Origin of the sequence: Microbacterium sp. AZCO, assembly GCF_039614715.1 — a bacterium.
Taxonomy (GTDB): Bacteria; Actinomycetota; Actinomycetes; order Actinomycetales; family Microbacteriaceae; genus Microbacterium.
On record NZ_CP154857.1, the window covers coordinates 1,780,834 to 1,807,528 of the forward strand.

The window sequence follows — 26,695 nt, forward strand, 5'->3', positions numbered from 1 at the left end:
GCCCTCGACGCGACGGCGCTGTGGCGCTTCGAGTCGGCAGTCGTGCTCGGCGGAGCCGGCGCGGCGTCCTTCCTCTTCGAAGACGTCGACGGCGCGCCCCGTGTGACGGGCCTGCTCGAGTGGCACGGCCTGCAGGTCGGCGACCCGGCGACGGACCTCCAGTGGCTCGCCTCTGCTCCCGCCGCGGCGGACGACGTCTTCACCGCCTATGCCGCCCGCAGCTCGCGCGCCCCCGACGCGCTCGTGCGCGAACGGTCGCGTCTGTATGCGGAGCTCGAGTTCGCGAAGTGGCTCGTGCACGGCGTGGAGAACGACCGCGACGAGATCGTCGACGATGCCGTCGCCCTGCTCTCCTCGCTCGCCGAGGGCGTGCGGCACGACGAGCTCGTCCCCGACGGCGACCTCGATGTCGAGGACGCGATCGCACTGCTCGGCCGCGTGCCCGAGAAGTCGAGCGCGCCCGTCGACACGTCGATGCAGACCGACGCCTACGACCCGGAGGAGCTCTCGCTGTGGGTCCAGGACGACTCGGAGCCGGATGCCGCCGGCGCCACGACACGAGTAGAGCTCGCACCCGAGCCCGAACCGGCGGTCCTGGCCTACGAGGACGTGTCGACCGCCCCGATCGAGCTCCTGTCGTCGACCGGCAGCCTTCCGGCCGCCCCCGAGGTCGATGAGGAGCGCGAGGCCGAGCGCGCGTCGCGCGCCGCGTTCCAGCGCTGGACCAGCTCGTCCTCGGAGTAGACCCGGTCCGACCGGATCACCCGGTCGTGACCGACGTAGTACAGCGCTACGTCGATCTGATCGAGGGGCACGCCGTGCCGCTTGTGGTACGCGATGCGATACAGCGCGAGCTGCAGCATCCGCTCCTCCCGCTCGGCCGCTGACGAGGGCGGGCGGCCCGTCTTCCAGTCGACGATCTCGATGCGTCCGCCGCGATCCGCGCGCCGGTAGACGGCGTCGAGCTTGCAGATGACGTGGCCCAGCTGCTCCGCGCCCTCGAGAGTGATGTCGATCTCGGACTCCACCTCGATCGGCTGGAGCGGGCCCCACTCCGATGCCTCGAAGGTCGCTTTGAGCCGCTCCAGCGCCTGCTCCTCCTCGACGGACACTTCGGTCTCGGGCGCATCGTCGTCGATCTCCCAGAGACCGTCGTCGAGCGAGGCGACACGTCCGGCGAGCCCGGACCGCTGCTCGACCCACGCGTGGAAGAGCGTGCCCCGGAGCGTCTCGCCATACGGCCGCTCGGGCAGCGGCCGCGCGATCGCCTTGACCGTCGCCCCGTAGTCTCCGACGAAGTCCTTGAACCGGGAGGCGCCGATGCGCGCGGGCGCCTCCGCGACGTTCCCGCGGCGTCGTCGCTCGGCTTCGGCGAGGAGGGGCCGGAGGATCTCGTCCGCCTCGGGCGCACGCGCGCTCGCGGCCTCGACCTCGGCGGCCGCGCGTTCGACGATCGCGCGACGGTCGCCGAGCGGATCGAGGGGCCAGCTCAAGATGCGGCCGCCCTGCTCGAGGTACGGATTGTCGCCGGGATCGCTCGCGTCGATCTCGTCCGCGCCGAGCGCATCGAGCATCTCGACGAGGTAGCGGCTGGGCTTGCGGGCCGACTGCTGGCCCGCCCAGTGAGAGCCCGTCAGAAGCAGGTCTGACCGTGCGCGGGTGACGGCGACGTAGGCCAGCCGGCGCTCTTCGCGCTCCTGGTGTGCGCGGTCGGCTTCGCGGAACGCCTCGATGGCCGGTGCCAGATCGCCGGTGTCGTCGGGCAGGTCCCAGGCGAGCTGCGGCAGGGCGTCGCGATCTCCGCGCAGCGCGTACGGGAGGACGCCGAAGGCGAGCCAGCCCGACACCGTGCGCGGCGCCTTCGGAAGCTCGCTCTCGACGAGGCGCACGACGGCGACGGCATCCCATTCCAGGCCCTTCGACCCGTGGATCGTGAGAAGCTGCACGACGCCCGGCTCGGGAGGCTCGGGGCGCGGCATCAGCTCGTCGGTCTCCTCGGCGTGATCGAGCCACGCGAGCAGGCTCGCGACAGAACCCCGATCGTCGGCCAGGAGGAACGAACGCACCTCGTCGAGGAAGGAGCGCAGGCGGGAGGACGCGAGACGCGCAGGGCCGCGGGCCTCGTTCGCGGCGAGCTCGATGTCGAGGCGCAGCTCGAGCTCGATCATGCGGATGAGGTCGGGGATGGGCTGACCGACCGCGCGGCGCAGACGCTCGAAGAGCTCGCCGGCCTCGCGGAGGCGCGCACGACCCGCCGGCGAGATGTCGGCCGTCAGCCGGTAGTCGTCGGGCGCGCGGCGGACGAACTCGAGCGCGTCGATGATCGAGACCTGCTCGTCGGTGCCGGCCGAGCCTCGGATGCGCTGCACGAGCTCGGCGTCGAACGGGGTGAGGCTCGCGTCACGGCGCGCCAGCGTCTCGGCGAGGGCGTGGAGGGCCGCGAGGTCCGGCACCCCGAGCGCGAACCGGGGCCCGGTCAGGATGCGCAGAAGGGCGGACCCCTGCATCGGGTCGTGCACGACGCGCAGCGCCGAGATGACGTCGACGACCTCGGGCGCCGAGAGGAGCCCGCCGAGGCCCAGGATGCGGTTCGGCACGCCCGCGCGGTCGAGCGCCTCGGAGAAGAGCTGCATGTGGCGCTTCGTGCGGAACAGGACGGCGCCGGAGTGAGGGCTGTCGGTCCGCGCCGCATGCTCGGCCTGAACGCGCGCGAACCACTGGGCGACCTCGCGCGCCTCCTCGTCGACGCTGGAGGCGTAGCGGTGCTCGACGCGACCCTCGCCCGCGCCGGGGCGCGGGGCCAGCGGCTCGACGTCCACCGTGCCGGGCGCCGTTCCGGCCAAGAGCGCATTCGCGGCGGTGAGGACGCCGAGGTCGTTCCGCCAGCTGATCATGAGCGTGTGTCGCGCGACCGGCGTCGATCGCGCGAACGCGCGAGGGAAGGCTGCCAGATTGTCGGCCGAGGCGCCTCGCCAGCCGTAGATCGACTGCTGCGGGTCTCCCACCGCCATGACGGGGGTGTCGTGGAAGATCGCGGCCAGAAGCTGCGTCTGGATGACCGACGTGTCCTGGTACTCGTCGAGCAGCACGACGCGGTACTGGTCGCGGAGCTCGTCGGCGACGTCCGGAGCGGCCTCGACGATCTGCAGCGCGCCCGCGACCTGGTCGGCGAAGTCCAGGGTGTCGTCGGCGTGCTTGCGCTCGGCGTAGTCGGCGACCAGTCCGGCGAGGACGGGCAGGCCGCTGAGGCTCTTTCGGGCGCCGTCGACGAGGTCCTGGTGCTTCTTCAGCCGGCAGGAGATGTCTTCGAGGCGATCGGCCCAGCGATCGCCGAAAGCCGCGAGCTCGGCGAGGTCGACCCGGTTGTCGAGAACCTCCCCTGCCAGACGGTGCACGGCGTCCACGACCGTCGAGAAGGCCTCTTCGCGCTCGGAGAGGCGCGCGTCCTGCGACGCGATCACGACCCGCCGTGCGAGCAGCCACGATCCCGACTGGCTGAGAAGCGCCGACTCCGGGTCGCGTCCGATGCGCGCGCCGTGATCGCGCACGATCGCATCGGCGAACGAATTGTAGGTCGCCACCCGTGCGCGCTGCAGCAGCGCGTCGGCTGTCGCGCCCGGTCTCTCGCCGCCCGTTCCGAACTCGATCGCGAGCGCGTCGAGGAAGAGCGCGAAGGCGTCCTGCCGCTCACGCGCCGGCAGCCCGGCATGGTCGCGCCAGAAGGCGGCCAGGTCGCCCCGCTCGGCCAGCTCCTCGAGGTGGGGAAGCAGGCCGCGGCGCTCGTACTCCCCGATCGTGGTGAGGCGGCGCTGGATGCGCTCCGACAGCTCACCCGCCGCCTTCCGCGTGAAGGTGAGTCCGAGCACCTGCTCGGCGCGGACGTGCCCGTTCGCGACGAGCCACACGACGCGCCCCGACATCGTCTCGGTCTTGCCGCTGCCGGCTCCCGCGATCACGATCGCGGGAGCGGCGGGCGCCTCGATGACGGCACGCTGCTCGGGTGTCGGCTGCGGCAGGCCGAGCGCCAGCGCGACGGTGGACGCCGAGATCGAGAGCCGGCCGGGCCACGCCGGCTCAGTGAGCTCGGAGACGGGAAGCGTCATCGTCACGAGGCGGACACCGCCTTCACGGTGTGCAGCGCGCAGACGCCGAAGCGCGAGGTCGCGCAGTGGGCATCGATCGGCGCGTCGAAGTGATCGGCCGCCATCGCCCTCGCAGCGGTCGCGATGACGTCGAGGAAGGCCGAGCGGGCCTCGGCATCCATCGGCGCCTGCCGCGCGAGCCGGTAATCCGGCTCCTTCTGGGTGGTCTTGGACAGCACGATGAGCCGCGCTCCGGCGTTCGCCGCATCGTCGGCACCGGGAACGAGACCCTCGAGGAATGCGAGCTGATACGCCGCGAGCTGGGGATCGTCGCCGACTTTGTCGTCGCTGAACCGCGTCTCGGAGCGGCCCGTCTTGAGATCGACGATCATTACCCTCTCGTCCTCGGGCCGCGTCTGGTCGTGCGGCACTCCTTCACCCCGCCCCGGCGGGTAGACCTCCACACGGTCGATCGATCCGCTCAGCACGGCCCACCTCCCTTCGCGCGGCTCGTCGCCGGGCTCGACGACATGCACCGGCGGGATCTCGCCGGGCGCGGCATCCATCCCCACCGCGAGACGGAATCGCGCTTCGGCGCCGATCGTCCGGCCGCCGTGGGTGTGGAACGTGTGCAGGTATCGATGCAGGCGCACGGCGAGGAGCTCGGCCCACGCCCGCTCCTTCCGGGAGAGCCACTCGGCCTCGAACTCGAGCTCACCCCAGCGATCGTCGACGATCGCCCGGATGTCGTCGAGGTCGCCCGACGGCACCTCCTCCATGGCGGCATGAAGGATCGTGCCGGCCCCCGCCGACCAGCTCTGCGTGTCGCCGCCGAGCGCCCGGATGGCCCAATCGAGCCCGCAGTCGCCGAACGTCTTGAGCTTCGAGGGCGACACGGGCACCGGCGCCCGGAGAGCGTCGCGCAGCGGCCCCTCCGAGGTCGGCGGCGCGACGCCGAACCACTGTGCGGTCGCCGCACCCGCGACCCCCTCGCGTGCGAGCACGACGAGCTGCTCGGCCGCGTGCGCGCGAACGCCCGGCGATGCCGATGTGGTGAGGGTGCGGCGGTGCTGCGCCACGAGCCCGCGAAGGGTCAGGGGATGCTGCGCCTCAGCCCGCTCGAAGGCGTCGGTGTCGGGCTCGGGGAGGAACGAGAACAGCGGACTCGGCCCGAGATCGTCGTCGTCGACCGCCGTGACGGCGAGGCGAACGCGCGCACGGGAGACGGCACGCACGAACAGCCGCAGCTCGTCGTGGAGCGCCTCGCGGCGCCGGTCGAGCGCGGCGGGCGCCTGCGGCTCGCTCTGCCCGGCGCGGAACGCGGCGACATCGTCGGCGAGGCGCCATGCCCCGAGCGTGCCGCCGCGGGGCCGCAGATTGGGCCACACGCCGTCCTGCAGGCCGGCGATGACCACGCCGTCGAACTCGGCGCCCAGGGCCGACGCGGGTGTGAGGACGGCGACGGTGTCGGCGTGATCGGGCGCCGTCAGGATGTCTTCCGGCACCGCGCTGTCGAGGATGCGACGGAGGAAGACGGCCGGATTCTCGCGTGGCGCACGCTCGACGAACCGTTTCGCGGCGTCGAACAGCGCGACGAGCGCGTCGAGCGCGCGATTGGCCTCGGCGGAGAAGACGCCCGGCGTGGCGGCCACCTCGCTCCACACCCCGGCGAGCGAGCGTCCCGAGATGTCGCGCGCCCGATCCCACACGAGCCACAGCAGAGCGTGCACGTTCGCCCCGCGCTCGGACTCCTCCCGCAGGAGCAGAAGCGTCTCTGCCACGCGTTCTGCCGCGCGCGCCTCGGGCGAGTCGAGCAGCACGAGGGCGGCGGGGTGCTCCATCGCCTCGGACAGCAGCTCGCGCGCAGCCGGCGCCGGCGGTGAGCCGGGCTCCCCCGCCTGCCGCAGCGCGGCGTGTCGGAGGCGAGCGCGGAGCCTCCGGAGGCTCACGGCATCCAGGCCCCCGAAGGGCGACAGGAGGGCGGCCGTGAGCTGCTCGTACGAGCGCTCGGACGCCGGCGTCATGCCGAGCGCGACGAACTCCACCAGCTCGCGCACGACTCCCTCGCCGCCGAGCGGCCGAGGAAGTGCGGCCGCTCGCGTCGGGACTTCGCGCGCCGCGAGCTCGACCTCCAGGTCGGCGACCTGCCTCGTGTCGTGCGCGATGACGGCCAGGCGGTTCCACGGAATCCCCTCGAGCACGTGCCACTCGCGCAGCAGCCGGGCGATGCGGTCGACCTCCTCGAAGGGCGAGGGCGCGAGAAGGCAGACGACGGACCCGTCGCGCTCGGCTTCCGCCGGCCCGGGCGGCCGCCGATGGGCGACGGTGCCCGACACGCCGATCGCCTCGGTGATGCCCCGCGTGAGACGAGTCAGTGCCGATCCGGCCCGGTGCGGCTCGTCGAGCACCCACAGCTCGCCCAGCTGCGCAGCGAGTTCGGCGAAGAGGTCGGCGCTCGCCCCGCGGAAGGCGCCCGACCCGATGTCGGGATCGCCGAGCGCGATGACGGCGACGCCGCGGGCGCGGAATGCCCGGACGAGGCTGACACCTCCCGGGGTGAGCTCCTGAGCGTCGTCGACCAGCACGACCCGCAGTCGCGCCGCGGCACCGAGCACACGCTCGCCCTCATCGCCGAACGGGGCACCCTCGAGCAGCGCGGCGGCCTCGCGCACGAGCTCGGCGGGGTCTCGGTGGGCGGAGCGCATGGAGCCGAGGACGTCGCGGTACTCGCGGAGGAACGAAGCGGTCGCGACCCACGCCGGGCGGCCGTAGGCCTCCCCCACCGCCGCGAGCTCGGAGGGCGAGATCGCCCGCTCGCTGCACTCGGCGGCGAGGGCGCGCAACTCCGCCCGGAACTGCCGCGAGCCGCGCAGCGCGGAGCCGAGACCCTCCGGCCATCGGTCGCGGCCGGCCGCGGCATCCTCGTCGTCTCCGGCCAGGAGCTCGGCGACGATGCGGTCCTGGTCGCCGGCGGTCAGAAGCTGCGGGGGCGCCGCATTCGCCGCGACCGCCGTCGCACGCACGACCTGGAATGCGAAGGACGCGACCGAGCGGGCGAGCGGCCCCGGCGTCGCGAGATCGAGGCCGGCGCCGAGACGGTCGCGCAGCGCCGTCGCCGTCTGCCGGGTGGGCGTCAGCACGAGCAGCTCGTCGGGGGCGAGCAGCCCCTCCCCGAGAAGCCGCTCGACGCGCGCCGCGAGGGCGGTCGTCTTGCCCGTCCCGGGCGCTCCGACGACGGTGCCGGACGCATCTGCGGGCAGCTCGACGACGGCTCGCTGGGCGGAGTCGAGGTCGGGTGCGGGCGTCACATCATCGACGGTAGCGCCCGCCTCCGACATCGCCTGCTGCGCCGTCAGCGTGCCGCTCGGACGTTCGCCCAGAGCGTGCGCCACGGCGGCCGGAGGCCCCGAGCAGGTGTCGTAGAGTTGCCATGCAACGGCGAGTCCGGGCCTGCGCCCGGCGGCAGAAAGGCACATACGTGGAGATCCGCATCGGCATCGCGAACACCGGCCGCGAGCTCAGCTTCGAGACGAACGAGCCGGCCGACGCCATCAAGAAGGCGATCGCCTCCGCTCTCGACTCGGGTTCGACGCACCTGTCGCTCACCGACTCGAAGGGCAACTCCTACATCGTGCCCACCGCGGGCCTGGCCTACATCGAGCTGGGCAGCGAAGAGGCGCGTCGCGTCGGCTTCGTCGCCTGACCCGGCCATGCAGATCCTCCTCGCCTTCATCGTCGGGGCCGTCGTGGGTCTCGCGGTCCACTACCTGGCGGGCGGGCGCGACACGCGCGGCGTCGCGCTGGCACCGATCCTCGGCGCGTTCTTCGCCGGTCTCGTCTGGATGATCCTCACCTGGGCGGGCGTCGGTCTCGACAGCGTCGTCCTGTGGCTGTCGCCGCTCGTCGTCTCCTGGCTCGCGTGGCCGGTCGTGGCGCTCCTCGCCCGCACCCGCCGCACGCACGACCAGGAGGAGCGCAAGCGCCTGCGCATCGCCTGACGCTGATCCGGGATGCCGCGCCCCGGCGCTGCATCCCCTCCGCCGCGATCCCGCGCTACGCGGCGAGTCCCATCGCGTCCATGCGGCGCGAGTGCGCGGCCATGAGCTCCGTGAAGACGGGCTCGACCTTCTCCTCGTCGGCGATCCGCAGGGTCGTGGGCCGCAGCGCGGCGCGGGCGATGAGCAGCGTGTCGCCGACGAGACGTCGCCCCCAGAGCGCCAGCAGCGACTTCCACTCGGCGTCGCTCGAGATGGTCTCGGCCAGAAGGTCGACGATCGCCTGCCGGTCGTCGTCGCCCTGCAGGATGCGGGCCACTCGGCGGCCGGTCTCGCCGTAGCTCGACGAAAGGGCGAGGTAGAAGTCGTCGAGCATGCCCGCCGTGATGTGCACGGCCAGCATGGTCTCCTGCGGGCGCACGCCGTGGGTCGCGCCGCGGAAGGCGTCGAGCGGCTCGCGGAACGGGAGCATGAGGGCGGTGGGGTCATCGCCGCGCTCGCGGATGAGCGCGATGAGCGCCTCGTGCTTCGTCAGGGCGGCACCCGCCGCGCGCGAGAGCGCCTCCTTCTTCGCGAGCTCCGGCGTGACCGCGATGAGCTCGCTGAGCGTCTCGAAGTAGCCGAGCTGAAGGTACGCCGCCTGCCCGAGGAAGGTGTCGACGTCGGGCGCGAGCTCCTCGAAATCAACCCGCGTGGCGGTGCTCACCTCGTCGCGCGAGCGCAGGCGCAGCGAGCGCGAATCCCGACTCGGGCCACGGCGCAACCACTCGAACACGGCATACAGCCTAGGGCCCGGGCCCCCGAGCCGGAGGGTCCGCGAGACGCGCAGCGGCGCGTGGAGTGGCACGAGGCAGATTCCGCCCGCTGAGGCATGCCGAGCCGGGGGCCGCTCCTGAAGTATCCTGTACGGGTCCCCGGCGACGGATCGGGGCCCCCGCGCCTGCGGCTGAGTGAAGGGCGTGGATCCTCCTCAACAGGCGGTCATCTCTCCGCCGGACAGGCTCATATCGTGACGACCTTCGCCGACCTCGGCGTCGATCAGGACATCGTCGAGGCCCTCGCTTCCAAGGGCATCATCGACGCATTCCCCATCCAGGAGCAGACGATCCCCCTCGGGATCCCGGGCCAGGACATCATCGGCCAGGCCAAGACGGGCACGGGAAAGACGTTCGGCTTCGGCATCCCCGTCGTCCAGCGTCTCGGCCTCGAGCCGTCGCACGGCGTCAAGGCGCTCATCGTCGTCCCGACGCGCGAGCTCGCGGTGCAGGTCTACGAGGACATCGACATGCTCACGCAGAACCGCCCGACGAGCGTCGTCGCGATCTACGGCGGCAAGGCCTACGAGGGTCAGATCGAGCAGCTCAAGGCCGGCGCCCAGATCGTCGTGGGCACGCCGGGCCGACTCATCGACCTCTCCAACCAGCGCCTGCTCGACCTCTCGAACGCGGCCGAGGTCGTGCTCGACGAGGCCGACAAGATGCTCGACCTCGGGTTCCTGCCCGACATCGAGAAGATCTTCCAGAAGGTGCCCGCGGTCCGCCACACGCAGCTCTTCTCGGCGACGATGCCCGGGCCGATCGTCGCCCTCGCGCGCCGGTTCATGTCCAACCCCATCCACATCCGGGCGACCGACCCCGACGAGGGCCTCACCCAGGCGAACATCAACCACCTCGTCTACCGCGCGCACTCGCTCGACAAGGACGAGGTCATCGCCCGCATCCTGCAGGCCGAGGGCCGCGGCAAGACCGTCATCTTCACGCGCACCAAGCGCGCCGCGCAGAAGCTCGTCGACGAGCTCGGCGACCGCGGCTTCAACGCCGCCGCCGTCCACGGCGACATGAGCCAGGAGTCGCGTGAGCGCTCGATGGCCGCCTTCAAGGCGGGCAAGCGCGACGTGCTCATCGCGACCGACGTGGCGGCCCGCGGCATCGACGTCGACGACGTCACCCACGTCATCAACCACACCATCCCCGACGACGAGAAGACCTACCTCCACCGCGCCGGCCGCACCGGCCGCGCCGGCAAGACCGGCATCGCGGTGACCTTCGTCGACTGGGAGGACCTGCACAAGTGGGCCCTCATCAACCGCGCCCTCGAGTTCGGTCAGCCGGAGCCGGTCGAGACGTACTCGTCCAGCCCGCACCTCTTCGAGGATCTCGGCATCCCGGCCGGCACGAAGGGCCGCATCGCGACGGCGCCGAAGACGCAGACCGTCAAGACGCAGCCCGCCGGCCGCGCGGCCGACGCCGCAGCTGAGGGCACGGACGAGGGCGGCACGACGCGCCGTCGCCGCCGGCGCTCACGCGCGTCCGGAGGAGTGGGATCGACCTTCGCCGAGGGTGTGTCGACCGACGGCCAGGGCGGCTCGGGGGACGGCACCTCCTCGGCCGACCGCGACGCCGAGGGCGCCGGCACGCACGACGGCCAGGGCAAGGAGCATCACGACGGCAACCCCGGCGCAGCCCGCCGTCGTCGGCGCCGCCGCCGCCCGAGCGCTCCCGCCGCCGGCGCCTGATCGGCACCCGTCTCGAGCTCAGGCCGCAGCGCTGGAATCAGGACGGTGAGGAGCGTTTCGTCCTGATCAGGGCGCTTCGTCCTGATCTCGTCGTCTCCTCCCACGGCTGAGGATTCCGGTCGCTCTCCCCACATCGGGGGGAGGGAGCGACCGTCGGCCGCCTGGCCGACGATGCTTCCGGGATGGACCGCGTCGCTTCCTTCCTCGCCTGGCTTCAGAACTCGGGCGGGATCGCCCATACCAGCGACGCCCGCCGCGACGGACACGGCCCACGCGTCATCGCAGAGGCGATCCAGCGTGGGCTGGTGCATCGTCCGCGCCGATCGTGGATCGCGGTGGAGGGAGCCGATGCCTCCGCCGTGAAGGCGATCGGAGTCGGGGGTCGTCTCACCTGCGTCTCGGCGCTCCGCCCACTCGGCCTGTGGCGCCCTGTCGCCGTCTCGGACACGACGGTGCACGTGTCCGTGGCGGGCAATGCCTCGAGATTCGGCGCCGAGGGACTTCGCGTACCTGGTCGAGCGGACCGGCGCCTGTCGCGGCCCACGCCGTGCAGGAGCATCCCGTCAACGTCCTCGCCCACATTGCGGAGTGCCTCGAGCGTGCTGACGCACTCGCGGTGTGGGAATCCGCGGCCCGGAAGGGCGTGGTCGGCGCGGAGACGCTTGCCCGCGTCCAGTGGCGGAGCGTGCGATGTCGAGAGCTCGCACGGGCCACATCGCTGCTGTCGGACTCGGGCCTCGAGACGCACGCCGCACATGGCTTCCGCGCACTCGGCCTGCCGTTCCGGCGGCAGGTGTGGATCGCGGGTCAGCCGGTGGACATCCTCGTCGGCGATCGGCTGGTCGTTCAGCTCGACGGCGCGCATCACCTCGAGAAGAAGCAGCGCCGACGCGACATCCGCCACGATGCGACGCTCCGACTGATGGGATACACCGTGCTCAGGTTCGACTACCAGCAGGTGCTGTTCGACTGGGCGCACGTGGAGTCGACGCTCACCATGGCGGTCGCCCAGGGGCTGCACCTCGCGCACGGGTGAGGGAATCAGGTCGAGGCCATCTCCTCAGGACTCCGCGTCCGAAACCGTCCTGATCCCGTCGGTCGGTCCTGAACTCGTCTCCCCCGCGGGCGGCCGCGGCGGGTACACCAGGGTCACGAGCACGACCGAGATGATCATCAGGAGGAACCACGACACGAGCTTCGAGAGGGCCACGGGATGCCATCCGTCGGCCTGGTCGGGGTAGCTCCAGGCTCCCGCCCACGTGCCGATGTTCTCGGCGAGGTAGATGAACAGCGCGACGCCCGCGAAGGCGGCGAGCTGCGGCATCCTGATCACCTTCCGCCAGATGCGGGCGTACATCGTCGTCGGGAACCACAGCAGGCCGACGGCGGCCAGCAGCACCCAGCGCAGGTCCCACCACCAGTGGTGCGTGAAGAAGTTCGCGTAGATCGCCGCCGCAACCACGACGGTGAGCCACCGTCGCGGGTAGCGCGTGAACCCGAGGTCGAACAGCCGGTACACGCGCACCATGTACGAGCCGACGGCGGCGTACATGAAGCCGCTGAAGAGCGGCACTCCGCCGATGCGCAACACGCCGTCCGCCGCGTAGGCCCAGGAGCCGACGTCGGTCTTGAAGAGCTCCATCGCGGTGCCCGTGAGGTGGAAGAGCACGATGACCCACAGTTCGCGCCCCGTCTCGAGGCGCGCGGCGACCATGACGATCTGGATGACGATGGCCGCGGTCGTCAGGAAGTCGTTCCGCGCGAGCACCGCGTCCTCGGGGTACCAGAGCCGCGCAGCCACGATCACGACGAGGAGAGCCGCTCCGAAGATGCACGCCCACGCCTGCTTGAGCACGAAGACGGCGAACTCGACGAGGCCCGCACGAACGCCGCGCTCGGACGCATCGCGCAGGAAGGCGTGCGCGACCGCATCGATGCGCCGCTCGAGAGGGGTGGAGTTGCGCATCCGATGACGGTAGCCGACCCGACAGCGCTAATGTGTCGCCAGGCGTTACCCTCGCCGCATTCCTGTCAGAGAGGCATCCATGCGATTCATCGAGAACATCGAGCCGATTTCCGCACCCACCGACCCGAGCATCTTCTGGTACTTCGTCTGGGTGTTCATCTTCGTCGCGTACCTCTCGGTGCTGTTCGCGATCCTCGGCGATCTGTTCCGCGACCGGGAGCTCAGCGGCTGGCTCAAGGCCGTCTGGGTGATCTTCCTGATCTTCGTGCCGTTCCTCACCGCGCTGATCTACCTCGTGGCTCGCGGAAAGCACATGGCGAACCGCAACCAGATCGAGGCCGAGCGCATGCGCGCTGCGCAGGCCGACTACATCAAGAAGGTCGCCGCAGCGCCGCAGTCGGCGACCGAGGAGATCGCGAAGGCGAAGGAGCTGCTCGACAGCGCCGTGATCTCGCAGGCCGAGTTCGACGCCATCAAGGCCAAGGCCCTCGGCTGATCCCCCTTCCCTCGACGACGCGCCCCGGCTCCGCTTCAGCGGATCGGGGCGCTTCTCGTTCGGGATGCCGGAGTCAGGGGTAGATCGGACGGGTCCCCGTGCCCCGGGCGATGATGCGGGCCACCATGTCGTCGCTCGTCGTGTTCTCGCCGGGGAGGTTGGGCTTGCCGAGTCCGTGGTAGTCGCTCGATCCCGTCACGATGAGGTCGTGCGCGTCGACGACGGTGCGCAGCACGCGCTTGCCTTCCTCGGTGTTCTCGCGGTGGTCCAGCTCGAAGCCGGCGAGACCCTTGCCGATGAGGCGCTCGAGGAGCGGGATCGCCATCATCCGCGCGCGGCCATGCGGCGTCGGGTGCGCGACGACGGGAACTCCCCCGGCGGCCACGACGAGGTCGACGGCGAGCCCGATGTCGGGGGCATAGTGGCCCTCGTAGTAGCCGTAGCCCGGGCTGAGGATCGTGTCGAAGGCCTCGCCCCGGTCGGCGACGATGCCTCGCGCCACCAGGGCGTCGGCGATGTGCGGGCGCCCTACAGTGGCGTTGTCGCCGGTCTGGGCGACGACGTCATCCCAGGTCAGCGGGTAATCCCGGCCGATGCTGCGGACGATGCGCTCGGCTCGGCCGATGCGGTCGTCGCGGATGCGCTCCATCTCGGCGCGGAGGCCGACGTCGTCGGGGTCGAAGAGGTAGGCCAGCAGATGCACGGAGCGCCAGTCGTTCCGGGCCGAGAGCTCCATCCCGGGGATGAACGTCATGCCGAGCGACGTGGCGGCCTCGGCGGCCTCGGCCCAGCCCGACGTCGTGTCGTGATCGGTGAGCGCGACGGTGCGGAGGCCGCGGCTGTGGGCCGCCGCCATGACCTGCGCCGCCGACTCGGTGCCGTCCGAGTGCACGGAGTGCAGATGCAGATCGCTCGGCCCTTCGAAGCGACGATCACCCGGCATCCTCCGAGCGTAGCGCCCGCCGAACGCGCGCCGTGGGCAGGCTCCTCCCAGCCTCTCCGCATAGGGTCTGAGGTGTGCTGCGCGTGCTCGGGGTCCTCGTCGCCGCGGCGTGCGCCCTCGTCGCCGCCGCGCTGACCTGGCCCGACATATTCCGTGTCGAGCACATCTATCCGATCGCCCAGTTGATCGCCTTCCGGGCCGCGATCGTGCTCGGGATCGCCGTCGTCGCGGTGGTCGCGCTGCTGCTCGCGCTCATCCGGCCGATCCGTCTGTTCGCGCTCTCCCTCGCGGTCATCGCGGGGCTCGCGGTGGCCGCCAACGCGGCGATCCTCGTGTCGCGCGGCACCGGCACCGACACGCTTCCCGAGAAGACCGGAGACGCGATCCGGGTCATGACCTGGAACACGGCCGGGGAGGCGACGACGCCCACGTCGGTCGCCCAGATCGCGGTGGCGATGGATGCCGACATCGTGACGCTGCCCGAGACCACGATCGAGACGGGCGAGGCCGTCGCCATCGCGATGCGGGAGCTCGGGCATCCCATGTGGGCCCACCACGCCGAGTTCGGCGAGAACGGGTGGGACGCGCGCTCGACGACGCTCCTCATCTCCCCCGACCTCGGGGACTACGCCGTCATCCAGTCCTCCGTGGAGGGGACGACGAACACCTCGACGGTGCCGAGCGCCGTGGCGATGCCCGTCGACGGCAAAGGGCCGATCGTCGTCGCCGCGCACGCCGTCGCACCGCGCCAGGAGTACATGTCGCACTGGCAGAGCGACCTGCAGTGGCTCGCCGACCAGTGCGGCGCCGGGGCCGACGTCATCCTCGCCGGCGACTTCAACGCGACGCTCGACCACATGGCCCGGCTCGGCGTCGACGGCGGCACTCTCGGGCACTGCCACGACGTGGCGTCCGAGACCGGCAACGGGGCGGTCGGCACGTGGCCGACGAGCCTCCCGGGCCTCATGGGCGCCCCCATCGACCACGTCATGGCGTCGGAGGCGTGGCGGCCGACCGGCTCGATCGTGCTGCGCTCACTGGACGGGTCGGGCAGCGACCATCGACCGCTGATCGTGCAGCTGGAGCCCGCCCGCTGACCCCCTTCGCGCCGGGCTCGCCCGTGCGAGACTGGACGAATGAGCACGACAGGCGAGAGCGACACGATCGCGACCGAGACCTCCACCGACGCAGCGCCGAAGCCGTCGACCTCCACGAACCGCCGCCAGCCGTTCGGCGCGGGGTTCCTGGACAGCATCTCGTCGGGGTGGGCGGAGCGGCCCGACCTCGCTCCCCCGCAGCGCGAGCAGGCGAGCTTCGCCGCCGCCCGCCGCGAGGCCGTGTCCAACGCCTTCCCCGGCCGTCGCCTCGTCGTTCCGGCTGGCAGCCTCAAGGAGCGCAGCAACGACACCGACTACCCCTTCCGTGCGCACTCCGCGTTCGCGCACCTGACCGGGTGGGCATCGGACTCCGAGCCCGACTCCGTTCTCGTTTTCGATCCGCTCGAGGACGGCGGGCACGACGTCACGCTGTACTTCCGCGAGCGCGCCGACCGCACGACGAGCGAGTTCTACGCGGATGCCTCCATCGGCGAATTCTGGATCGGGCCGCGTCCCGCCCTGTCCGGCGTCGCGGGCGACCTCGGCGTCGCGACGGCGCACATCGACGACTTCGAGGAGACGTCCGACGACCTCGTGGTCGGCGAGGACGACGAGATCACGCGCTTCGTGTCGGAGTTGCGCCTCGTGAAGGACGCGTACGAGATCGCGCAGCTGCGCCTCGCCGTCGACGTCACCGCCCGCGGGTTCGACGACATCATCCGTGAGCTTCCCCGCATCATCGCCCACCCCCGCGGCGAGCGGATCGTCGAGGGCGTCTTCCACCAGCGCGCCCGCAGCGATGGCAACTCGACCGGATACGACACGATCGCGGCCTCGGGTCCGCACGCCTGCTACCTGCACTGGACGCGCAACGACGGAGCCGTCGTGGAGGGCGACCTCATCCTCATCGACGCGGGCGTCGAGGTCGACAGCCTGTACACGGCCGACATCACCCGCACGATCCCTGTGAGCGGGCGCTTCACCGACGTTCAGCGTCGCGTCTACGAGACGGTCCGCGAGGCGGCCGACGCGGCGTTCGCCGTGGCGAAGCCGGGCGTGAAGTTCCGCGCCGTGCACGAGGCCGCGATGCAGGTCATCGCCCGGCGCGTCGCCGGATGGGGCCTGCTCCCCGTGACGGCGGAAGAGGCTCTGGATGCCGAGCGCGGCGGCCAGCACCGCCGCTACATGGTGCACGGCACCAGCCACCACCTGGGCATCGACGTGCACGACTGCGCGCAGGCCCGGCGCGAGATGTACTACGACGGCGAACTCCAGCCCGGCATGGTCTTCACGATCGAGCCCGGCCTCTACTTCCAGATCGACGACCTCACGGTGCCGGAGGAGTTCCGCGGTATCGGTGTGCGCATCGAGGACGACGTCCTCGTGACGGCCGACGGCGTGGAGAACCTGTCCGGCGGCATCCCTCGCACCGCCGACGAGGTCGAGGAGTGGATGCTTCGACTGGGCATCGGCGCCTAACCGAGGGCTGTGGGTGCGGCGCTCAGCACAAGTGCGTCGACTGGGCATCGGAGCCTGACCGAGGCGTTGTCGGTGCTGCGCTCAGCACAAGTGCGTCTTCTGGGGATCGGCGCGTAACCGAGGCTGATCGTCAGCGGCGGGCGCGGATCCATCCGGCGACGATCGGGGCCAGCTCGGCGCCGATCTCGTCGGCGGGGCGCTTGCGGCCCTTCACCTCGAAGGAGTGCCCGCCGCCCTCGATCCAGTGCAGCGTCGCGTCCTGGCACGACGCGACGGCCTCCTCGAGCTGAGAGTGCGGATCCACGAAGGGGTCGTTCGTCCCCTCGACGTAGAGCTGCGGCTGGCGGATGTCGGGGAGATGCGCGACACGTGCCTTCGCCGGGTCGCCGGGCGGGTGCAGCGGATACCCCAGGTAGACGAGACCGGCGGGGTGGATGGCTCCCTCCGCCGCCGCCATCGACGCCATGCGGCCGCCGTACGACTTGCCGCCGGCCCACAGGGGAAGCGGTGAGCGCTCGGCGATCCAGTCCGCGACAGCCGACCAGGTCGCGATCGCGTGGGCGGCCGGGCCCGGCATCCGTCGTCCTGCTTCCGCGTAGGGGAAGTTGAACCGGAGCGTCGCGAGGCCCTGCGCCTGCAGAGCGCGGGTGAAGCCGAGGAGGAAGGGATGCGCGTGGCCGGTGCCCGCGCCGTGCGCCACGGCGACGAGGCCCCATGCGTCGGGCGGCATCTCCCAGGCGGCCGAGACCTCGACCGGACCCGCGGGAAGCGGGACCGTGATGCGCTCGTCCGACCGGGCGGTCGTCACGGGGTGGGAGAACCCGTCGCGCCGGGCTCGGCATCCGTCGTCGTGTCGGCAGGCGGCACGACCCGCTCGCCGTAGCGGGGCGGCTCGTCCGTCTCATCCGGGGGTGCGGTGGGCGGAGCCGCCGGCGCGGGCCGCGGGGCAGGCGGCGCCGAGGGGACCGTGCCGAGCACCTGGCGTGCGCGGTGGATGCTCGACGCGGCGACCGTCACCTCGTAGTGGTCGGCGACGACCTGCATGACGGAGGCGAAGTCGCGGCGCCGGCGCACGAGCGAGTACGTCACGATGCTGAGCAGCATGCCGATCGCGATGCCGACGAACAGCACGCCGACGAATGCCTGAATCGGCACGGACGGCGAGCCGAGCACGAGGATCGCGGAGAAGAGCATGCCGAGGAGCAGTCCGTTGATCGCGCCGGTGCGAGCCGCGGCGGCGTAGCCGAGGCGCCCCGTGACGCGTTCGATCGAGCGGAGTCCCAGACCGACGATCGCGATGTCGCGCGCCGGGACATCGGCAGCGATGAGCGTCGACACGGCCTTCTGCGCGGCCTCGTAGGTGGCGAAGTCGGCGACCTTCTCGCCCGCGTCTCCCGCCCCCTGCGGAAGGCGTCCACCCATCATGCTCACCTCCTCATCCTCCCATGCGACCGGGTCTACGCTGGAACTGTGAGCCAGCAGAGGGTATTCGTCGCGCGCCTTTCCGGGTGCGCGGTCTTCGACCCCGCCGGCGACCGCCTCGGCAAGGTCCGGGACGTCGTCGTGATCTACCGCAAGGACGATCCCCCGCGTGTCATCGGTCTCGTGGTCGAGATCCCCGGACGCCGCAACGTCTTCGTGTCGATCAACCGCGTCACCTCGATCGCCACCGGCCAGGTCATCACGACGGGCCTCATCAACGTGCGCCGCTTCCAGCAGCGCGGCGGCGAGGTGCGCGTCATGGCCGAGCTCCTCGGCCGCAAGGTCTACCTCACCGACAACTCCGGCGTCGCCGTCATCGAGGACGTCGCGATCGAGCGCAATCGCCTCGGGGAATGGGATGTCGGCCAGCTCTTCCTGCGGCGCCCCAAGACGAGCGCCTCGCCCTTCGCGAAGGGCCCCACGACCTTCGCCGAGTGGTCGCAGGTGCGCGAGGAGCAGGTGCCCGGCGAGGCGCAGTCGGCCGAGCAGCTGGTCGCGACGTTCTCCGAGCTCAAGCCCGCCGACCTCGCCAACACGCTCCTCGATCTCCCCGACGAGCGTCTGCTCGAGGTCGCCGAGGAGCTTCCCGACGACCGCCTGGCCGACGCGCTCGAGGAGATGCCCGAAGAGGACCAGGTGCACATCCTCGAGGCGCTGGGCGACGAGCGCGCCGCCGACATCCTCGACCAGATGGAGCCGGACGACGCCGCCGACGTGCTGGCACAGCTTCCCGAGGACCGTCTGGAGGAGCTGCTCGAGCTCATGGAGCCCGAGGAGGCCGAGGACGTCCGTGCTCTGCTGAAGTACGGGCCCGACACGGCGGGCGGCCTCATGACGCCCGAGCCCATCGTGCTGTCGGCCGATGCGACGGTAGCCGAGGCCCTCGCCCTCATCCGCCGACACGAGCTGCATCCGGCCCTCGCCGCGGCCGTGTTCATCACGCTGCCCCCGTACGAGACGCCGACCGGGCGACTGCTGGGCACGGTGCACTTCCAGCGGATGCTGCGCTACCCGCCGCACGAGCGTCTGGGTGCGATCATCGACGACACGCTGGATCCGCTGCCCGCGTCGGCGTCGGCGGCCGAGGTCGCGCGGCTTCTCGCGAGCTACAACCTCGTCTCGGTTCCCGTCGTCGACCAGGCGCATCGCCTCGTGGGCGCCGTCAGCGTCGACGACGTGCTCGACTACCTGCTGCCCGAGGACTGGCGCTCGAACGACGGCGATGAACCCGCGCCCGAATCCGTTCCCACGACGACCGCGAGCATCCCGAGGAGGCGCTGATGGCTCGAGCCGCACGCACCCCCTCGCTGGATGCGCCTCGGGGCCGTTCCGGGATGCTCCAGCGCACGCCGCAGCAGTCGAGCGACCGCTTCGGCAGGTTCTCCGAGGCGTTCGCACGCGCGATGGGGACCTCCGGGTTCCTCATCGGCATGACGATCTTCGTCGCCGTCTGGCTGTCGTGGAACATCTTCATGCCGCCGCAGCTGCAGTTCGACCCGGCGGCGACCAACTTCACGCTCCTCACGCTCATCCTGTCGCTGCAGGCGTCGTATGCCGCTCCCCTCATCCTGCTGGCGCAGAACCGTCAGGACGACCGCGACCGTGTGCAGATCGAGCAGGACCGCCAGCGGGCCGAGCGCAACCTCGCCGACACCGAGTACCTGGCGCGCGAGGTCGTGGCGCTCCGCATGGCCGTGACCGACTTCGCCGACGACGTCATCACGCGCGATGTGCTGCGCACGGAGCTCCGGGCCATCGTCGATCAGCTCGACTCACGGTGGGGTCGTGCCGACGCGAGCGCGGAGCCCGAGGCGCGATGACGGCTCTCGACGAGGCGGTCCGCTCCGCGGTCGGGGCGGTCGTCGACCCCGAGCTGCGCCGCACCCTCGACGACCTGGGCATGGTGCGCGAGGTGCAGGTCGACGGCGCGACGGCGCGGGTCGGCATCCTGCTCACGATCGTGGGATGCCCCGCGGCCGACCGCATCGCAAGGGACGTGACGGATGCCGCGTCCCGCGTGGCCGGGATCGGCGAGGTCGATCTCGAGGTGGGCGTGATGTCGCGCGAGCAGCGCGAAGCGCTCACCGAACGCCTGCGCGGCGGCCGCGCCGCCCGCACGATCCCGTTCGGACCCGATTCGCTGACGCGCGTGATCGCGGTCACGAGCGGCAAGGGCGGCGTCGGAAAGTCCACCGTGACCGCCAACCTCGCCGTCGCCCTCGCGGCGCGGGGTCTCAGCGTCGGGCTCGTCGACGCCGACGTGCACGGCTTCTCGATCCCCGGCCTCCTCGGCCTGGTCGACGCCGAGGGGCGCACGGCGAAGCCGACCCGCATCGACGACCTCATCGTGCCCCCCATCGCGTACGACGTGAAGACCGTCTCGATCGGGATGTTCCTGCGCGAGGGCGAGGAGCGCTCGGCCGTCGCGTGGCGCGGGCCGATGCTCCACCGCACGGTGCAGCAGTTCCTCACGGACGTCTTCTTCGGCGACCTCGACGTGCTCCTCCTCGACATGCCCCCCGGGACGGGCGATGTCGCGATCTCGGTCGGACAGCTCCTCCCCCGCGCGGAGGTCGTCGTCGTCACGACGCCGCAGGCGGCGGCATCCGATGTCGCGATCCGCAGCGCCCTCGTCGCCCGTCAGACCGGCCAGCGCGTCGCCGGCGTCGTCGAGAACATGGCCGCGATGACACTGCCCGACGGCTCCACGCTCGACCTCTTCGGCGCGGGCGGCGGCGCGTCCGTCGCCGCTGCGCTCTCGAGCGAGGGAGACGAGGTTCCGGTCCTCGCGTCGGTGCCGCTGAGCCCCGCCCTCCGTCAGGACGCGGATGCCGGCATCCCCGTCGTCATCGCGCATCCCGACGATCCCGCGGCCGTGGCGATCGCCACCCTCGCCGGTCGTCTCGCCGCCCAGCCGCGCGGGCTCGCGGGACGCGCGCTGCCGATGAGACCCGCCTGACGCCGGGCCCGAGCGGCCTGACGCCCAAGGCGCGAGCGGCCTGAAGCCAGGCGCGAGCGGCCTGACGCCGATCGAGGGTGCCCAGTACCCTGGCGATGGACGCGCGTCCATTCCGGGCCAAAGGGGGTCTCATGTTCGATCTCGACGTCGAACTGCTGGAAGCCGTGAAAGCGGGCGACGTGGCCCGCGTGAGAGCGGCGCTCGAGGACGGGGCGGACGTCGACGTCCGCGAAGACGGGTGGGAGCGCGGACGCACGGCGCTCATGCTGGCGTCCTCCCCCACGCGCGTCCCGATCATGAAGGCGCTCGTGGCGCACGGTGCTCACCTGGATCTGCAGGCCGCCCTGGGCGAGACGGCGCTCATCCTCGCATCGAGCGGCCTCGGCGGAGAGTCGGTCGCTCTCCTCCTCGACGCCGGTGCCGACCCGAACCTCGCCGACCTCCGAGGGAAGACCCCGCTCATGTGGGCCGTCGATCCGCAGTTCCACTCGCGGGACACCTCGGAGACCGTCGGACTGCTCGCGGCGGCCGGCGCACGGCTCGAGGATCGCGATGAGTTCGACCGCACCGCACTCATGTGGGCGGTTCAGGGGCTTCAGCCGTCCGACGTGCGCCCCTCGGTGCTCGCCAAGCTCGTGGAGGTGGGAGCGGACGTCGACGCGACCGACTCGAACGGCGAGACGGCGCTGTTCCCCCTCGTGCGGCACATCGACGACGTCCTCGATCTGAGGAACGGCGAGCGCTGCATCCAGGTGTTTCTGGACGGCGGCGCAGATCCGAACGCCCGCAACAGCGCGGGCAAGACCCCGCTGCAGATCCTCGCCCCCGACTCGCTCCTGCTCGACACCCTTCGCCGTCTGGGCTTCCACTGACGCCCGCGCAGGGCCCGACGAGCTGATCGCTCGCGGAATCGCGGTGGGGATCAGGTCGCCTCGGAGTCGAAGGGGGGCGTTTCCCCCGGCACGAACGTGCCCGCCCCTTCGGGCACCCAGGGTGAGGACGAGGTGGCCGCGATGGCGGCGCCCGCCGAGGCGGCGCGCACGGTGGGCACGGGGGCGTCGTCGAGGAGCGCTTCGCGGATGATGCGCCGGGGGTCGTACCGGCGGGGATCGAGCGTGCGCCAGTCGACGTCGTCGAACTCGTCGCCCATCTCCTCCTTGACGCGGTCGCGAGCTCCACGGAGGTACTCGCGGGCACGCGTCGTGAAGCGGGCGAGGGTCTCGGCGTAGCGCGGGAGTCGTTCGGGCCCGACGAGGAGCGCGGCGATGACTCCGATCACCAGCAGCTTCTCGATCGTGAGCCCGAAGAACATGCATTCAGGTTACCGCCGCGCCTGTGAGGTCCCTGCCCGCACGGGACGTAGGCTGGCCCGGGAGGAGCACGCATGAGCGAGCAGGACGCGAACTACCGGTTCGCCGCCGAGGCGACGGTGGAGCCCGATCACATCGCCCGGGCTCGCGCGCACGCGCTCGAGCTGGGAGCGGCGCCGATCAGCGCGGCGGTCGGCGCGCAGTGCGCGCTGCTGGCCGCGGCATCCCAGGCCCTCAACATCGTCGAGATCGGCACGGGCGCAGGAGTGTCGGGCCTCTGGCTCATGCGGGGCGCGCCCCGCGCGACGCTGACGACGATCGACAGCGAGCCCGAGCATCTCGCCGCCGCGCGTCAGGCGTTCGCGGACGCGAGGATTCCCCCGGCGCGCGCGAGGTTCATCACGGGGCGGGCATCCGATGTGCTCCCGCGCATGAATGAGGCGTCGTATGACATCGTCCTCGTCGACGCGGATGCCGAGAAAGTCATCGAATACGTCGAGCACGGTCTGCGCCTCGTTCGCGCGGGCGGCATCGTGCTGGTGCCACGGGTCCTCGCGGGAGGCGCTGTCGCGGATCCGGTCCGACGGGATCCCGTGACCACCGCATACCGCTCGCTCATCCAGGAGACCCAGTCGTCTGCCGCCGTGATCGGCGCCCTCTCGATCGTCGGCGAGGGCCTCCTGCAGCTCACGACGGTCGCCTCCGACTGAGGCGCATCCATCCGGAAACGCGGAACGGCCGGTCAGAAGACCGGCCGTTCCCTCGTTCGCGACGACTCAGGCGGTGACAACCTCGCCGAGCACGTCGTACAGCTCCTTCGCCTCAGCGTCGTTCACCGAGACGACCAGGCGCCCCCCGCCCTCGAGCGGAACACGCACGATGATGAGGCGACCCTCCTTCACGGCCTCCATCGGCCCGTCTCCGGTTCTCGGCTTCATGGCTGCCATTGCGGCTCCCTTTCGTCGTAGGTCTGCCTAGCAAGTTTATCCTCAGGCCAGGACACGGGATGATCCGACGCCCACAGGCAGTGGATCAGGGCACCGTCCAGATGCTCGTTCCCGCCATGGCATACATCGTGTGGATCCACCACCACTGCCCCAGCAGGCATGCGACGAGGACGCCGATGCGCCACACGCGCGAGCGCGGCATCGCCGCCGCACCCCACAGGGGCGACACCGGGAGCAGGAGGCGGAACAGGCTCGACTGCGGAAAGAACACGGCGAGGAGGTACAGCAGATAGCTGGCTGTCCACAGTCGCAGATCGGCTCCCAGCCGCTTGACGTGAGGCTCGAACAGCAAAAGCGCCGCCGCTCCGATCACGGCCGCGACGAGGATCACCGTGCCCGTGGTCTCACCGAGCTGCATCTGGCCGGCCCAGAACTGCGCGCCCTGCACGAAGCCCTCGAACGGCAGGAAGTGCGGGGTCGCGTCGAGGATCCAGTTGCGCCGCCACGCGAGCTCGGTCGCGAGGTAGGCGCCGGGATCGCCCGTGCCGATCGCGGCGAGGACCTGCCACGAGAATCCGACGACGACCGACAGGAGGCCGACGGCGACGATGTGCACGATGTGCCGGCGCGGCAGCGGCTCGGTCCGCCGCGTGAACCACCGGTGCACTCCGTGGAGCGCGAGGAACAGGGCGAAGGCGAGCACGCCGGGACGCGTGAAGCCCATGAGCGGCACGAGCAGATAGAGCCAGGCGTACTCGCGGCGCATGACACACCAGAGCGCGAGGAAGAGCCACAGGAGGAAGAGGGACTCGGCGTAGCCCACCTGGAACATCGCCGCGAGCGGGCCCGCCGCGAAGAAGACGACGGCCCACATCGCCATGCTCCCGTCGCCGCGCATGCGCAGCATCCGGTACAGGACGAGGCACGAGAGGTATCCCGCGACGAGGGAGACGATGACGGCGCCGGCGACCCAGTTTCCGAGGACCCATCCCACGGCTCCTGCCAGGTATGCGTAGAGCGGCATGAAGGCCCACGAGTTCTCGGCGATGAGCCCGGAGTCCGTCAGCGGGAGCTGCGCGGGATAGCCGTACAGCGAGACGTACCAGTACCACCAGGCGTCCCACCCGGCCGCGAACGCGCCGAGGCCGGGCGACGATCCGAACCGCGAGTTCAGAGGCGTGACGGCGGCCGCGGCGAGGAAGAGTCCCGTCGTGACGAGCCGCGCGAGGACGTAGACGATGCCGATCCGCACCGCGACGGGAAGCCCCGCGACGCGCTGTCGCAGCGTCCGCGGAGCCGTCGGGGTCAGGAGCTGGTCAGCCACGCCCGGAGCCCGCGCTCGACGTCCTCGATCTGGTGGATCGGCACGCGCTCCTCGTCGTGGTGCGCGAGGTGCGGGTCGCCGGGTCCGTAGTTGACGGCGGGCACGCCCATCGCCGAGAAGCGTGCCACGTCGGTCCACCCGTACTTCGGTCGCGGCTCGGCCCCGACGGCCGCGACGAACTCCTGCGCCAGAGGCGCATCGAGGCCCGGACGTGCGCCCGCAGCGAGGTCGACCACCTCGACCTCGAAGCCCGCGAAGACGTCGCGCACGTGTGCCGCGGCACGCTCGACCGACCGGCTGGGTGCGAAGCGGTAGTTGACCTCGACCTCGCACAGATCGGGCACGACGTTGCCGGCGACGCCGCCGCGGATGCGCACGGCGTTGAGCCCCTCGCGGTACACCAGGCCCTCGACGGCGACCTCGCGCGGCCGGTACTCGGCGAGACGGGCCAGGATGGGCGCCGCCTTGTGGATCGCGTTCTCGCCGACCCATGCGCGGGCGCTGTGCGCCCGGACGCCGTGCGTGCGCACGATCGCGCGCAGGTTGCCGTTGCATCCGCCCTCGACCTGACCGTTGGACGGCTCGCCGAGGATCGCGAAGTCGGCCGCGAAGAGATCGGGACGGGATGCCGAGAGACGCGTGAGGCCGTTGAGCTCGGCCTCGACCTCCTCGTGGTCGTACCACATCCACGTGATGTCGACGCGAGGGTCGGTGAGCTCGGCGGCGAGCTTGAGCTGGACGGCGACGCCGGCCTTCATGTCCACCGTGCCCCGGCCCCAGAGGTGCGGGCGCCCGTCGAGCTCGAGGTCGCGCGTCGGCACGTTGCCGTTGATCGGGACGGTGTCGATGTGCCCGGCGATCGCGACGCGCTGCGCCCGCCCCAGGTTCGTGCGCGCGACGATCGTGTCGCCGTCGCGGTAGACGTCGAGGTGTGCGAGACCGGAGATCGCGTCCTCGATCGCATCGGCGAGGGCGGCTTCCTCACCCGACACGCTGGGGATGTCGCAGATCGCCCTCGTGAGGTCGACGGAGGTCGCGGACAGATCGAGCGCCGGCATCCCCCGAGTCTACTGAGCACCGCTGAGCGTCCGGACGGCACCCCCTCGCGCGCTACCGTTGATGGCATGAGCGACGAGCGGTGGGTGTGGGGCACGGGCCTGGCGACGACGGCGGCCGATGGCACGGTACTCGACACGTGGTTTCCCGAGCCGGCGATGGGGCGCATCCCCCTCGGACTCGACCCCGCGATGCCCCCCGAAGACCTCGAGCACCTCGCCGTGCCCGACGCTCGCCGGGCGGTGACCGTCGACGTCGTGACGATCGAAGTCAACCTCGACGCGGCGCCGGCGTCGACATCCGACGCCTACCTGCGCCTGCAGGCGCTGTCGCACCGGCTCGTCGCACCGAACGAGGTCGACCTGACCGGCATCTTCGCGCACCTGCCGAACGTCGCGTGGACGAGCGCCGGGCCGATGCACCCCGACGACCTCACCCGCCTGCGGCCGTTCCTGCAGCGCGACGGCATCCAGGTGCAGGGCCTCGACAAGTTCCCGCGCCTGCTGGACTACGTGACCCCGCCTGGAGTGCGGATCGCGGATGCCTCGCGCGTGCGCCTCGGCGCGTACCTCTCACCCGGCACGACGGTCATGCACGAGGGGTTCGTCAACTTCAACGCCGGCACTCTCGGCGCCTCGATGGTCGAGGGACGCATCTCTCAGGGCGTCGTCGTCGGCGACGGCAGCGACATCGGCGGCGGCGCCTCCATCATGGGCACACTCTCCGGCGGCGGCGCGCACCGCGTGTCGATCGGCGCTCGCACGCTTCTCGGGGCGAACGCGGGCATCGGCATCTCGGTGGGCGACGACTGCGTCGTCGAGGCCGGGCTCTACGTCACGGCCGGATCGAAGATCGTGCTCGCCGACGAGCCCTCGCGCGCCGACGGCTCGCGTCCCGTCGTCAAAGGCGCAGACCTGTCCGGTCGCGATGGCCTGCTCTTCCGCCGCAACTCGCTCACGGGAGCCATCGAGGCTGTCCGCCGTGCAGGCGTCGGCGTCACGCTCAACGAGGCGCTGCACGCCTGATCGTTCGCCGCGTGCGGGG

At 71.4% G+C, this 26,695-nt stretch carries 24 protein-coding genes; 13 read left to right on the forward strand and 11 right to left on the reverse strand.

Features of this window, described 5'->3' with window-relative positions; all coding sequences use genetic code 11:
• Positions 1-599 precede the first annotated feature (599 nt).
• Positions 600-4,103 (reverse strand): ATP-dependent DNA helicase, encoded by a 3,504-nt coding sequence (locus tag AAIB33_RS08350; RefSeq protein ID WP_345803404.1) that lies wholly within the window; start codon positions 4,101-4,103, stop codon positions 600-602.
• Between the two features lie 2 nt (positions 4,104-4,105).
• On the reverse strand, positions 4,106-7,390 hold the full coding sequence (locus AAIB33_RS08355) for an ATP-dependent DNA helicase (protein ID WP_345803078.1): 3,285 nt from the start codon (positions 7,388-7,390) through the stop codon (positions 4,106-4,108).
• A gap of 170 nt (positions 7,391-7,560) precedes the next feature.
• Between AAIB33_RS08355 and AAIB33_RS08360 the strand changes: the two genes are divergently transcribed.
• Positions 7,561-7,785: a DUF3107 domain-containing protein gene (locus AAIB33_RS08360; RefSeq protein WP_345803079.1), complete on the forward strand. Its 225-nt coding sequence runs from the start codon at positions 7,561-7,563 to the stop codon at positions 7,783-7,785.
• A 7-nt stretch (positions 7,786-7,792) separates the two neighbouring features.
• Complete coding sequence (locus AAIB33_RS08365) at positions 7,793-8,080, forward strand: hypothetical protein (protein ID WP_345803080.1); 288 nt, start codon at positions 7,793-7,795, stop codon at positions 8,078-8,080.
• Between the two features lie 55 nt (positions 8,081-8,135).
• Here the strand turns inward: AAIB33_RS08365 and AAIB33_RS08370 are convergent, their stop codons facing one another.
• Entirely contained in the window at positions 8,136-8,852 is a 717-nt protein-coding gene (locus AAIB33_RS08370; protein WP_345803081.1) for a ferritin-like fold-containing protein, read from the reverse strand.
• A gap of 234 nt (positions 8,853-9,086) precedes the next feature.
• Between AAIB33_RS08370 and AAIB33_RS08375 the strand changes: the two genes are divergently transcribed.
• Together AAIB33_RS08375 and AAIB33_RS08380 are read left to right on the forward strand one after the other, a co-directional pair.
• On the forward strand, positions 9,087-10,592 hold the full coding sequence (locus AAIB33_RS08375; protein ID WP_345803082.1) for a DEAD/DEAH box helicase: 1,506 nt from the start codon (positions 9,087-9,089) through the stop codon (positions 10,590-10,592).
• A 547-nt stretch (positions 10,593-11,139) separates the two neighbouring features.
• Entirely contained in the window at positions 11,140-11,628 is a 489-nt protein-coding gene (locus tag AAIB33_RS08380) for a DUF559 domain-containing protein (protein WP_345803083.1), read from the forward strand.
• A 24-nt stretch (positions 11,629-11,652) separates the two neighbouring features.
• Here the strand turns inward: AAIB33_RS08380 and AAIB33_RS08385 are convergent, their stop codons facing one another.
• The gene (locus AAIB33_RS08385) at positions 11,653-12,558 is read right to left on the reverse strand and encodes a DUF817 domain-containing protein (protein ID WP_345803084.1); all 906 of its coding nucleotides are present in this window, start codon (positions 12,556-12,558) and stop codon (positions 11,653-11,655) included.
• 79 nt (positions 12,559-12,637) lie between these two features.
• Between AAIB33_RS08385 and AAIB33_RS08390 the strand changes: the two genes are divergently transcribed.
• The gene (locus AAIB33_RS08390; RefSeq protein ID WP_345803085.1) at positions 12,638-13,054 is read left to right on the forward strand and encodes an SHOCT domain-containing protein; all 417 of its coding nucleotides are present in this window, start codon (positions 12,638-12,640) and stop codon (positions 13,052-13,054) included.
• Between the two features lie 73 nt (positions 13,055-13,127).
• Here the strand turns inward: AAIB33_RS08390 and AAIB33_RS08395 are convergent, their stop codons facing one another.
• Positions 13,128-13,997 (reverse strand): PHP domain-containing protein, encoded by an 870-nt coding sequence (locus tag AAIB33_RS08395; protein ID WP_345803086.1) that lies wholly within the window; start codon positions 13,995-13,997, stop codon positions 13,128-13,130.
• A gap of 74 nt (positions 13,998-14,071) precedes the next feature.
• Between AAIB33_RS08395 and AAIB33_RS08400 the strand changes: the two genes are divergently transcribed.
• The gene (locus tag AAIB33_RS08400; protein WP_345803087.1) at positions 14,072-15,094 is read left to right on the forward strand and encodes an endonuclease/exonuclease/phosphatase family protein; all 1,023 of its coding nucleotides are present in this window, start codon (positions 14,072-14,074) and stop codon (positions 15,092-15,094) included.
• 39 nt (positions 15,095-15,133) lie between these two features.
• Positions 15,134-16,573, forward strand: coding sequence for an aminopeptidase P family protein (locus AAIB33_RS08405; RefSeq protein WP_345803088.1), 1,440 nt, complete (start codon positions 15,134-15,136; stop codon positions 16,571-16,573).
• 130 nt (positions 16,574-16,703) lie between these two features.
• On the opposite strand, the gene AAIB33_RS08410 is transcribed toward AAIB33_RS08405, so the two are convergent.
• Together AAIB33_RS08410 and AAIB33_RS08415 are read right to left on the reverse strand one after the other, a co-directional pair.
• A complete protein-coding gene (locus AAIB33_RS08410) occupies positions 16,704-17,303 on the reverse strand; it encodes an alpha/beta family hydrolase (RefSeq protein ID WP_345803405.1) in 600 nt (199 codons plus the stop codon).
• A gap of 74 nt (positions 17,304-17,377) precedes the next feature.
• Positions 17,378-17,998, reverse strand: coding sequence for a general stress protein (locus AAIB33_RS08415; protein ID WP_345803089.1), 621 nt, complete (start codon positions 17,996-17,998; stop codon positions 17,378-17,380).
• A gap of 45 nt (positions 17,999-18,043) precedes the next feature.
• Here AAIB33_RS08415 and AAIB33_RS08420 point away from each other — a divergent pair, with 45 nt between their 5' ends.
• The 4 genes from AAIB33_RS08420 to AAIB33_RS08435 all read left to right on the forward strand — a co-directional run bounded on the left by AAIB33_RS08420 (position 18,044) and on the right by AAIB33_RS08435 (position 21,886).
• Positions 18,044-19,336 (forward strand): CBS domain-containing protein, encoded by a 1,293-nt coding sequence (locus AAIB33_RS08420; RefSeq protein WP_345803090.1) that lies wholly within the window; start codon positions 18,044-18,046, stop codon positions 19,334-19,336.
• Positions 19,336-19,875, forward strand: coding sequence for a DUF1003 domain-containing protein (locus tag AAIB33_RS08425; RefSeq protein WP_345803091.1), 540 nt, complete (start codon positions 19,336-19,338; stop codon positions 19,873-19,875). Before AAIB33_RS08420 ends, AAIB33_RS08425 begins: the two co-directional genes overlap by 1 nt.
• Positions 19,872-21,014, forward strand: a complete 1,143-nt coding sequence (locus AAIB33_RS08430) for an Mrp/NBP35 family ATP-binding protein (RefSeq protein WP_345803092.1) — start codon at positions 19,872-19,874, stop codon at positions 21,012-21,014. The genes AAIB33_RS08425 and AAIB33_RS08430 overlap by 4 nt, the downstream gene beginning before the upstream one ends.
• A 131-nt stretch (positions 21,015-21,145) precedes the next feature.
• A complete protein-coding gene (locus AAIB33_RS08435; RefSeq protein ID WP_345803093.1) occupies positions 21,146-21,886 on the forward strand; it encodes an ankyrin repeat domain-containing protein in 741 nt (246 codons plus the stop codon).
• 50 nt (positions 21,887-21,936) lie between these two features.
• On the opposite strand, the gene AAIB33_RS08440 is transcribed toward AAIB33_RS08435, so the two are convergent.
• Positions 21,937-22,326 (reverse strand): Sec-independent protein translocase TatB, encoded by a 390-nt coding sequence (locus tag AAIB33_RS08440; protein ID WP_345803094.1) that lies wholly within the window; start codon positions 22,324-22,326, stop codon positions 21,937-21,939.
• Between the two features lie 72 nt (positions 22,327-22,398).
• Here AAIB33_RS08440 and AAIB33_RS08445 point away from each other — a divergent pair, with 72 nt between their 5' ends.
• Positions 22,399-23,034 (forward strand): class I SAM-dependent methyltransferase, encoded by a 636-nt coding sequence (locus AAIB33_RS08445; RefSeq protein WP_345803095.1) that lies wholly within the window; start codon positions 22,399-22,401, stop codon positions 23,032-23,034.
• Positions 23,035-23,100: 66 nt separating this feature from the next.
• Here the strand turns inward: AAIB33_RS08445 and AAIB33_RS08450 are convergent, their stop codons facing one another.
• The 3 genes from AAIB33_RS08450 to dapE all read right to left on the reverse strand — a co-directional run bounded on the left by AAIB33_RS08450 (position 23,101) and on the right by dapE (position 25,653).
• A complete protein-coding gene (locus tag AAIB33_RS08450; RefSeq protein WP_345803096.1) occupies positions 23,101-23,271 on the reverse strand; it encodes a DUF3117 domain-containing protein in 171 nt (56 codons plus the stop codon).
• Between the two features lie 85 nt (positions 23,272-23,356).
• A complete protein-coding gene (locus tag AAIB33_RS08455) occupies positions 23,357-24,595 on the reverse strand; it encodes a hypothetical protein (protein ID WP_345803097.1) in 1,239 nt (412 codons plus the stop codon).
• A complete protein-coding gene (gene dapE, locus AAIB33_RS08460) occupies positions 24,577-25,653 on the reverse strand; it encodes a succinyl-diaminopimelate desuccinylase (protein WP_345803098.1) in 1,077 nt (358 codons plus the stop codon). Before dapE ends, AAIB33_RS08455 begins: the two co-directional genes overlap by 19 nt.
• Positions 25,654-25,719: 66 nt before the next feature.
• Between dapE and dapD the strand changes: the two genes are divergently transcribed.
• The gene (dapD, locus tag AAIB33_RS08465; RefSeq protein ID WP_345803099.1) at positions 25,720-26,676 is read left to right on the forward strand and encodes a 2,3,4,5-tetrahydropyridine-2,6-dicarboxylate N-succinyltransferase; all 957 of its coding nucleotides are present in this window, start codon (positions 25,720-25,722) and stop codon (positions 26,674-26,676) included.
• Positions 26,677-26,695: the final 19 nt, after the last annotated feature.

What these genes read in the sequence shown, in the direction of transcription:
- AAIB33_RS08350 (WP_345803404.1), bottom strand. Translation starts at nt 4,103, where the DNA reads ATGACGCTTCCCGTCTCCGAGCTCACTGAGCCGGCGTGGCCCGGCCGG.
- AAIB33_RS08365 (WP_345803080.1), top strand. Translation starts at nt 7,793, where the DNA reads ATGCAGATCCTCCTCGCCTTCATCGTCGGGGCCGTCGTGGGTCTCGCG.
- AAIB33_RS08385 (WP_345803084.1), bottom strand. Translation starts at nt 12,558, where the DNA reads ATGCGCAACTCCACCCCTCTCGAGCGGCGCATCGATGCGGTCGCGCAC.
- AAIB33_RS08390 (WP_345803085.1), top strand. Translation starts at nt 12,638, where the DNA reads ATGCGATTCATCGAGAACATCGAGCCGATTTCCGCACCCACCGACCCG.
- AAIB33_RS08395 (WP_345803086.1), bottom strand. Translation starts at nt 13,997, where the DNA reads ATGCCGGGTGATCGTCGCTTCGAAGGGCCGAGCGATCTGCATCTGCAC.
- AAIB33_RS08405 (WP_345803088.1), top strand. Translation starts at nt 15,134, where the DNA reads ATGAGCACGACAGGCGAGAGCGACACGATCGCGACCGAGACCTCCACC.
- AAIB33_RS08410 (WP_345803405.1), bottom strand. Translation starts at nt 17,303, where the DNA reads ATGCCGCCCGACGCATGGGGCCTCGTCGCCGTGGCGCACGGCGCGGGC.
- AAIB33_RS08415 (WP_345803089.1), bottom strand. Translation starts at nt 17,998, where the DNA reads ATGATGGGTGGACGCCTTCCGCAGGGGGCGGGAGACGCGGGCGAGAAG.
- AAIB33_RS08425 (WP_345803091.1), top strand. Translation starts at nt 19,336, where the DNA reads ATGGCTCGAGCCGCACGCACCCCCTCGCTGGATGCGCCTCGGGGCCGT.
- AAIB33_RS08430 (WP_345803092.1), top strand. Translation starts at nt 19,872, where the DNA reads ATGACGGCTCTCGACGAGGCGGTCCGCTCCGCGGTCGGGGCGGTCGTC.
- AAIB33_RS08435 (WP_345803093.1), top strand. Translation starts at nt 21,146, where the DNA reads ATGTTCGATCTCGACGTCGAACTGCTGGAAGCCGTGAAAGCGGGCGAC.
- AAIB33_RS08440 (WP_345803094.1), bottom strand. Translation starts at nt 22,326, where the DNA reads ATGTTCTTCGGGCTCACGATCGAGAAGCTGCTGGTGATCGGAGTCATC.
- AAIB33_RS08445 (WP_345803095.1), top strand. Translation starts at nt 22,399, where the DNA reads ATGAGCGAGCAGGACGCGAACTACCGGTTCGCCGCCGAGGCGACGGTG.
- AAIB33_RS08450 (WP_345803096.1), bottom strand. Translation starts at nt 23,271, where the DNA reads ATGGCAGCCATGAAGCCGAGAACCGGAGACGGGCCGATGGAGGCCGTG.
- dapE (WP_345803098.1), bottom strand. Translation starts at nt 25,653, where the DNA reads ATGCCGGCGCTCGATCTGTCCGCGACCTCCGTCGACCTCACGAGGGCG.
- dapD (WP_345803099.1), top strand. Translation starts at nt 25,720, where the DNA reads ATGAGCGACGAGCGGTGGGTGTGGGGCACGGGCCTGGCGACGACGGCG.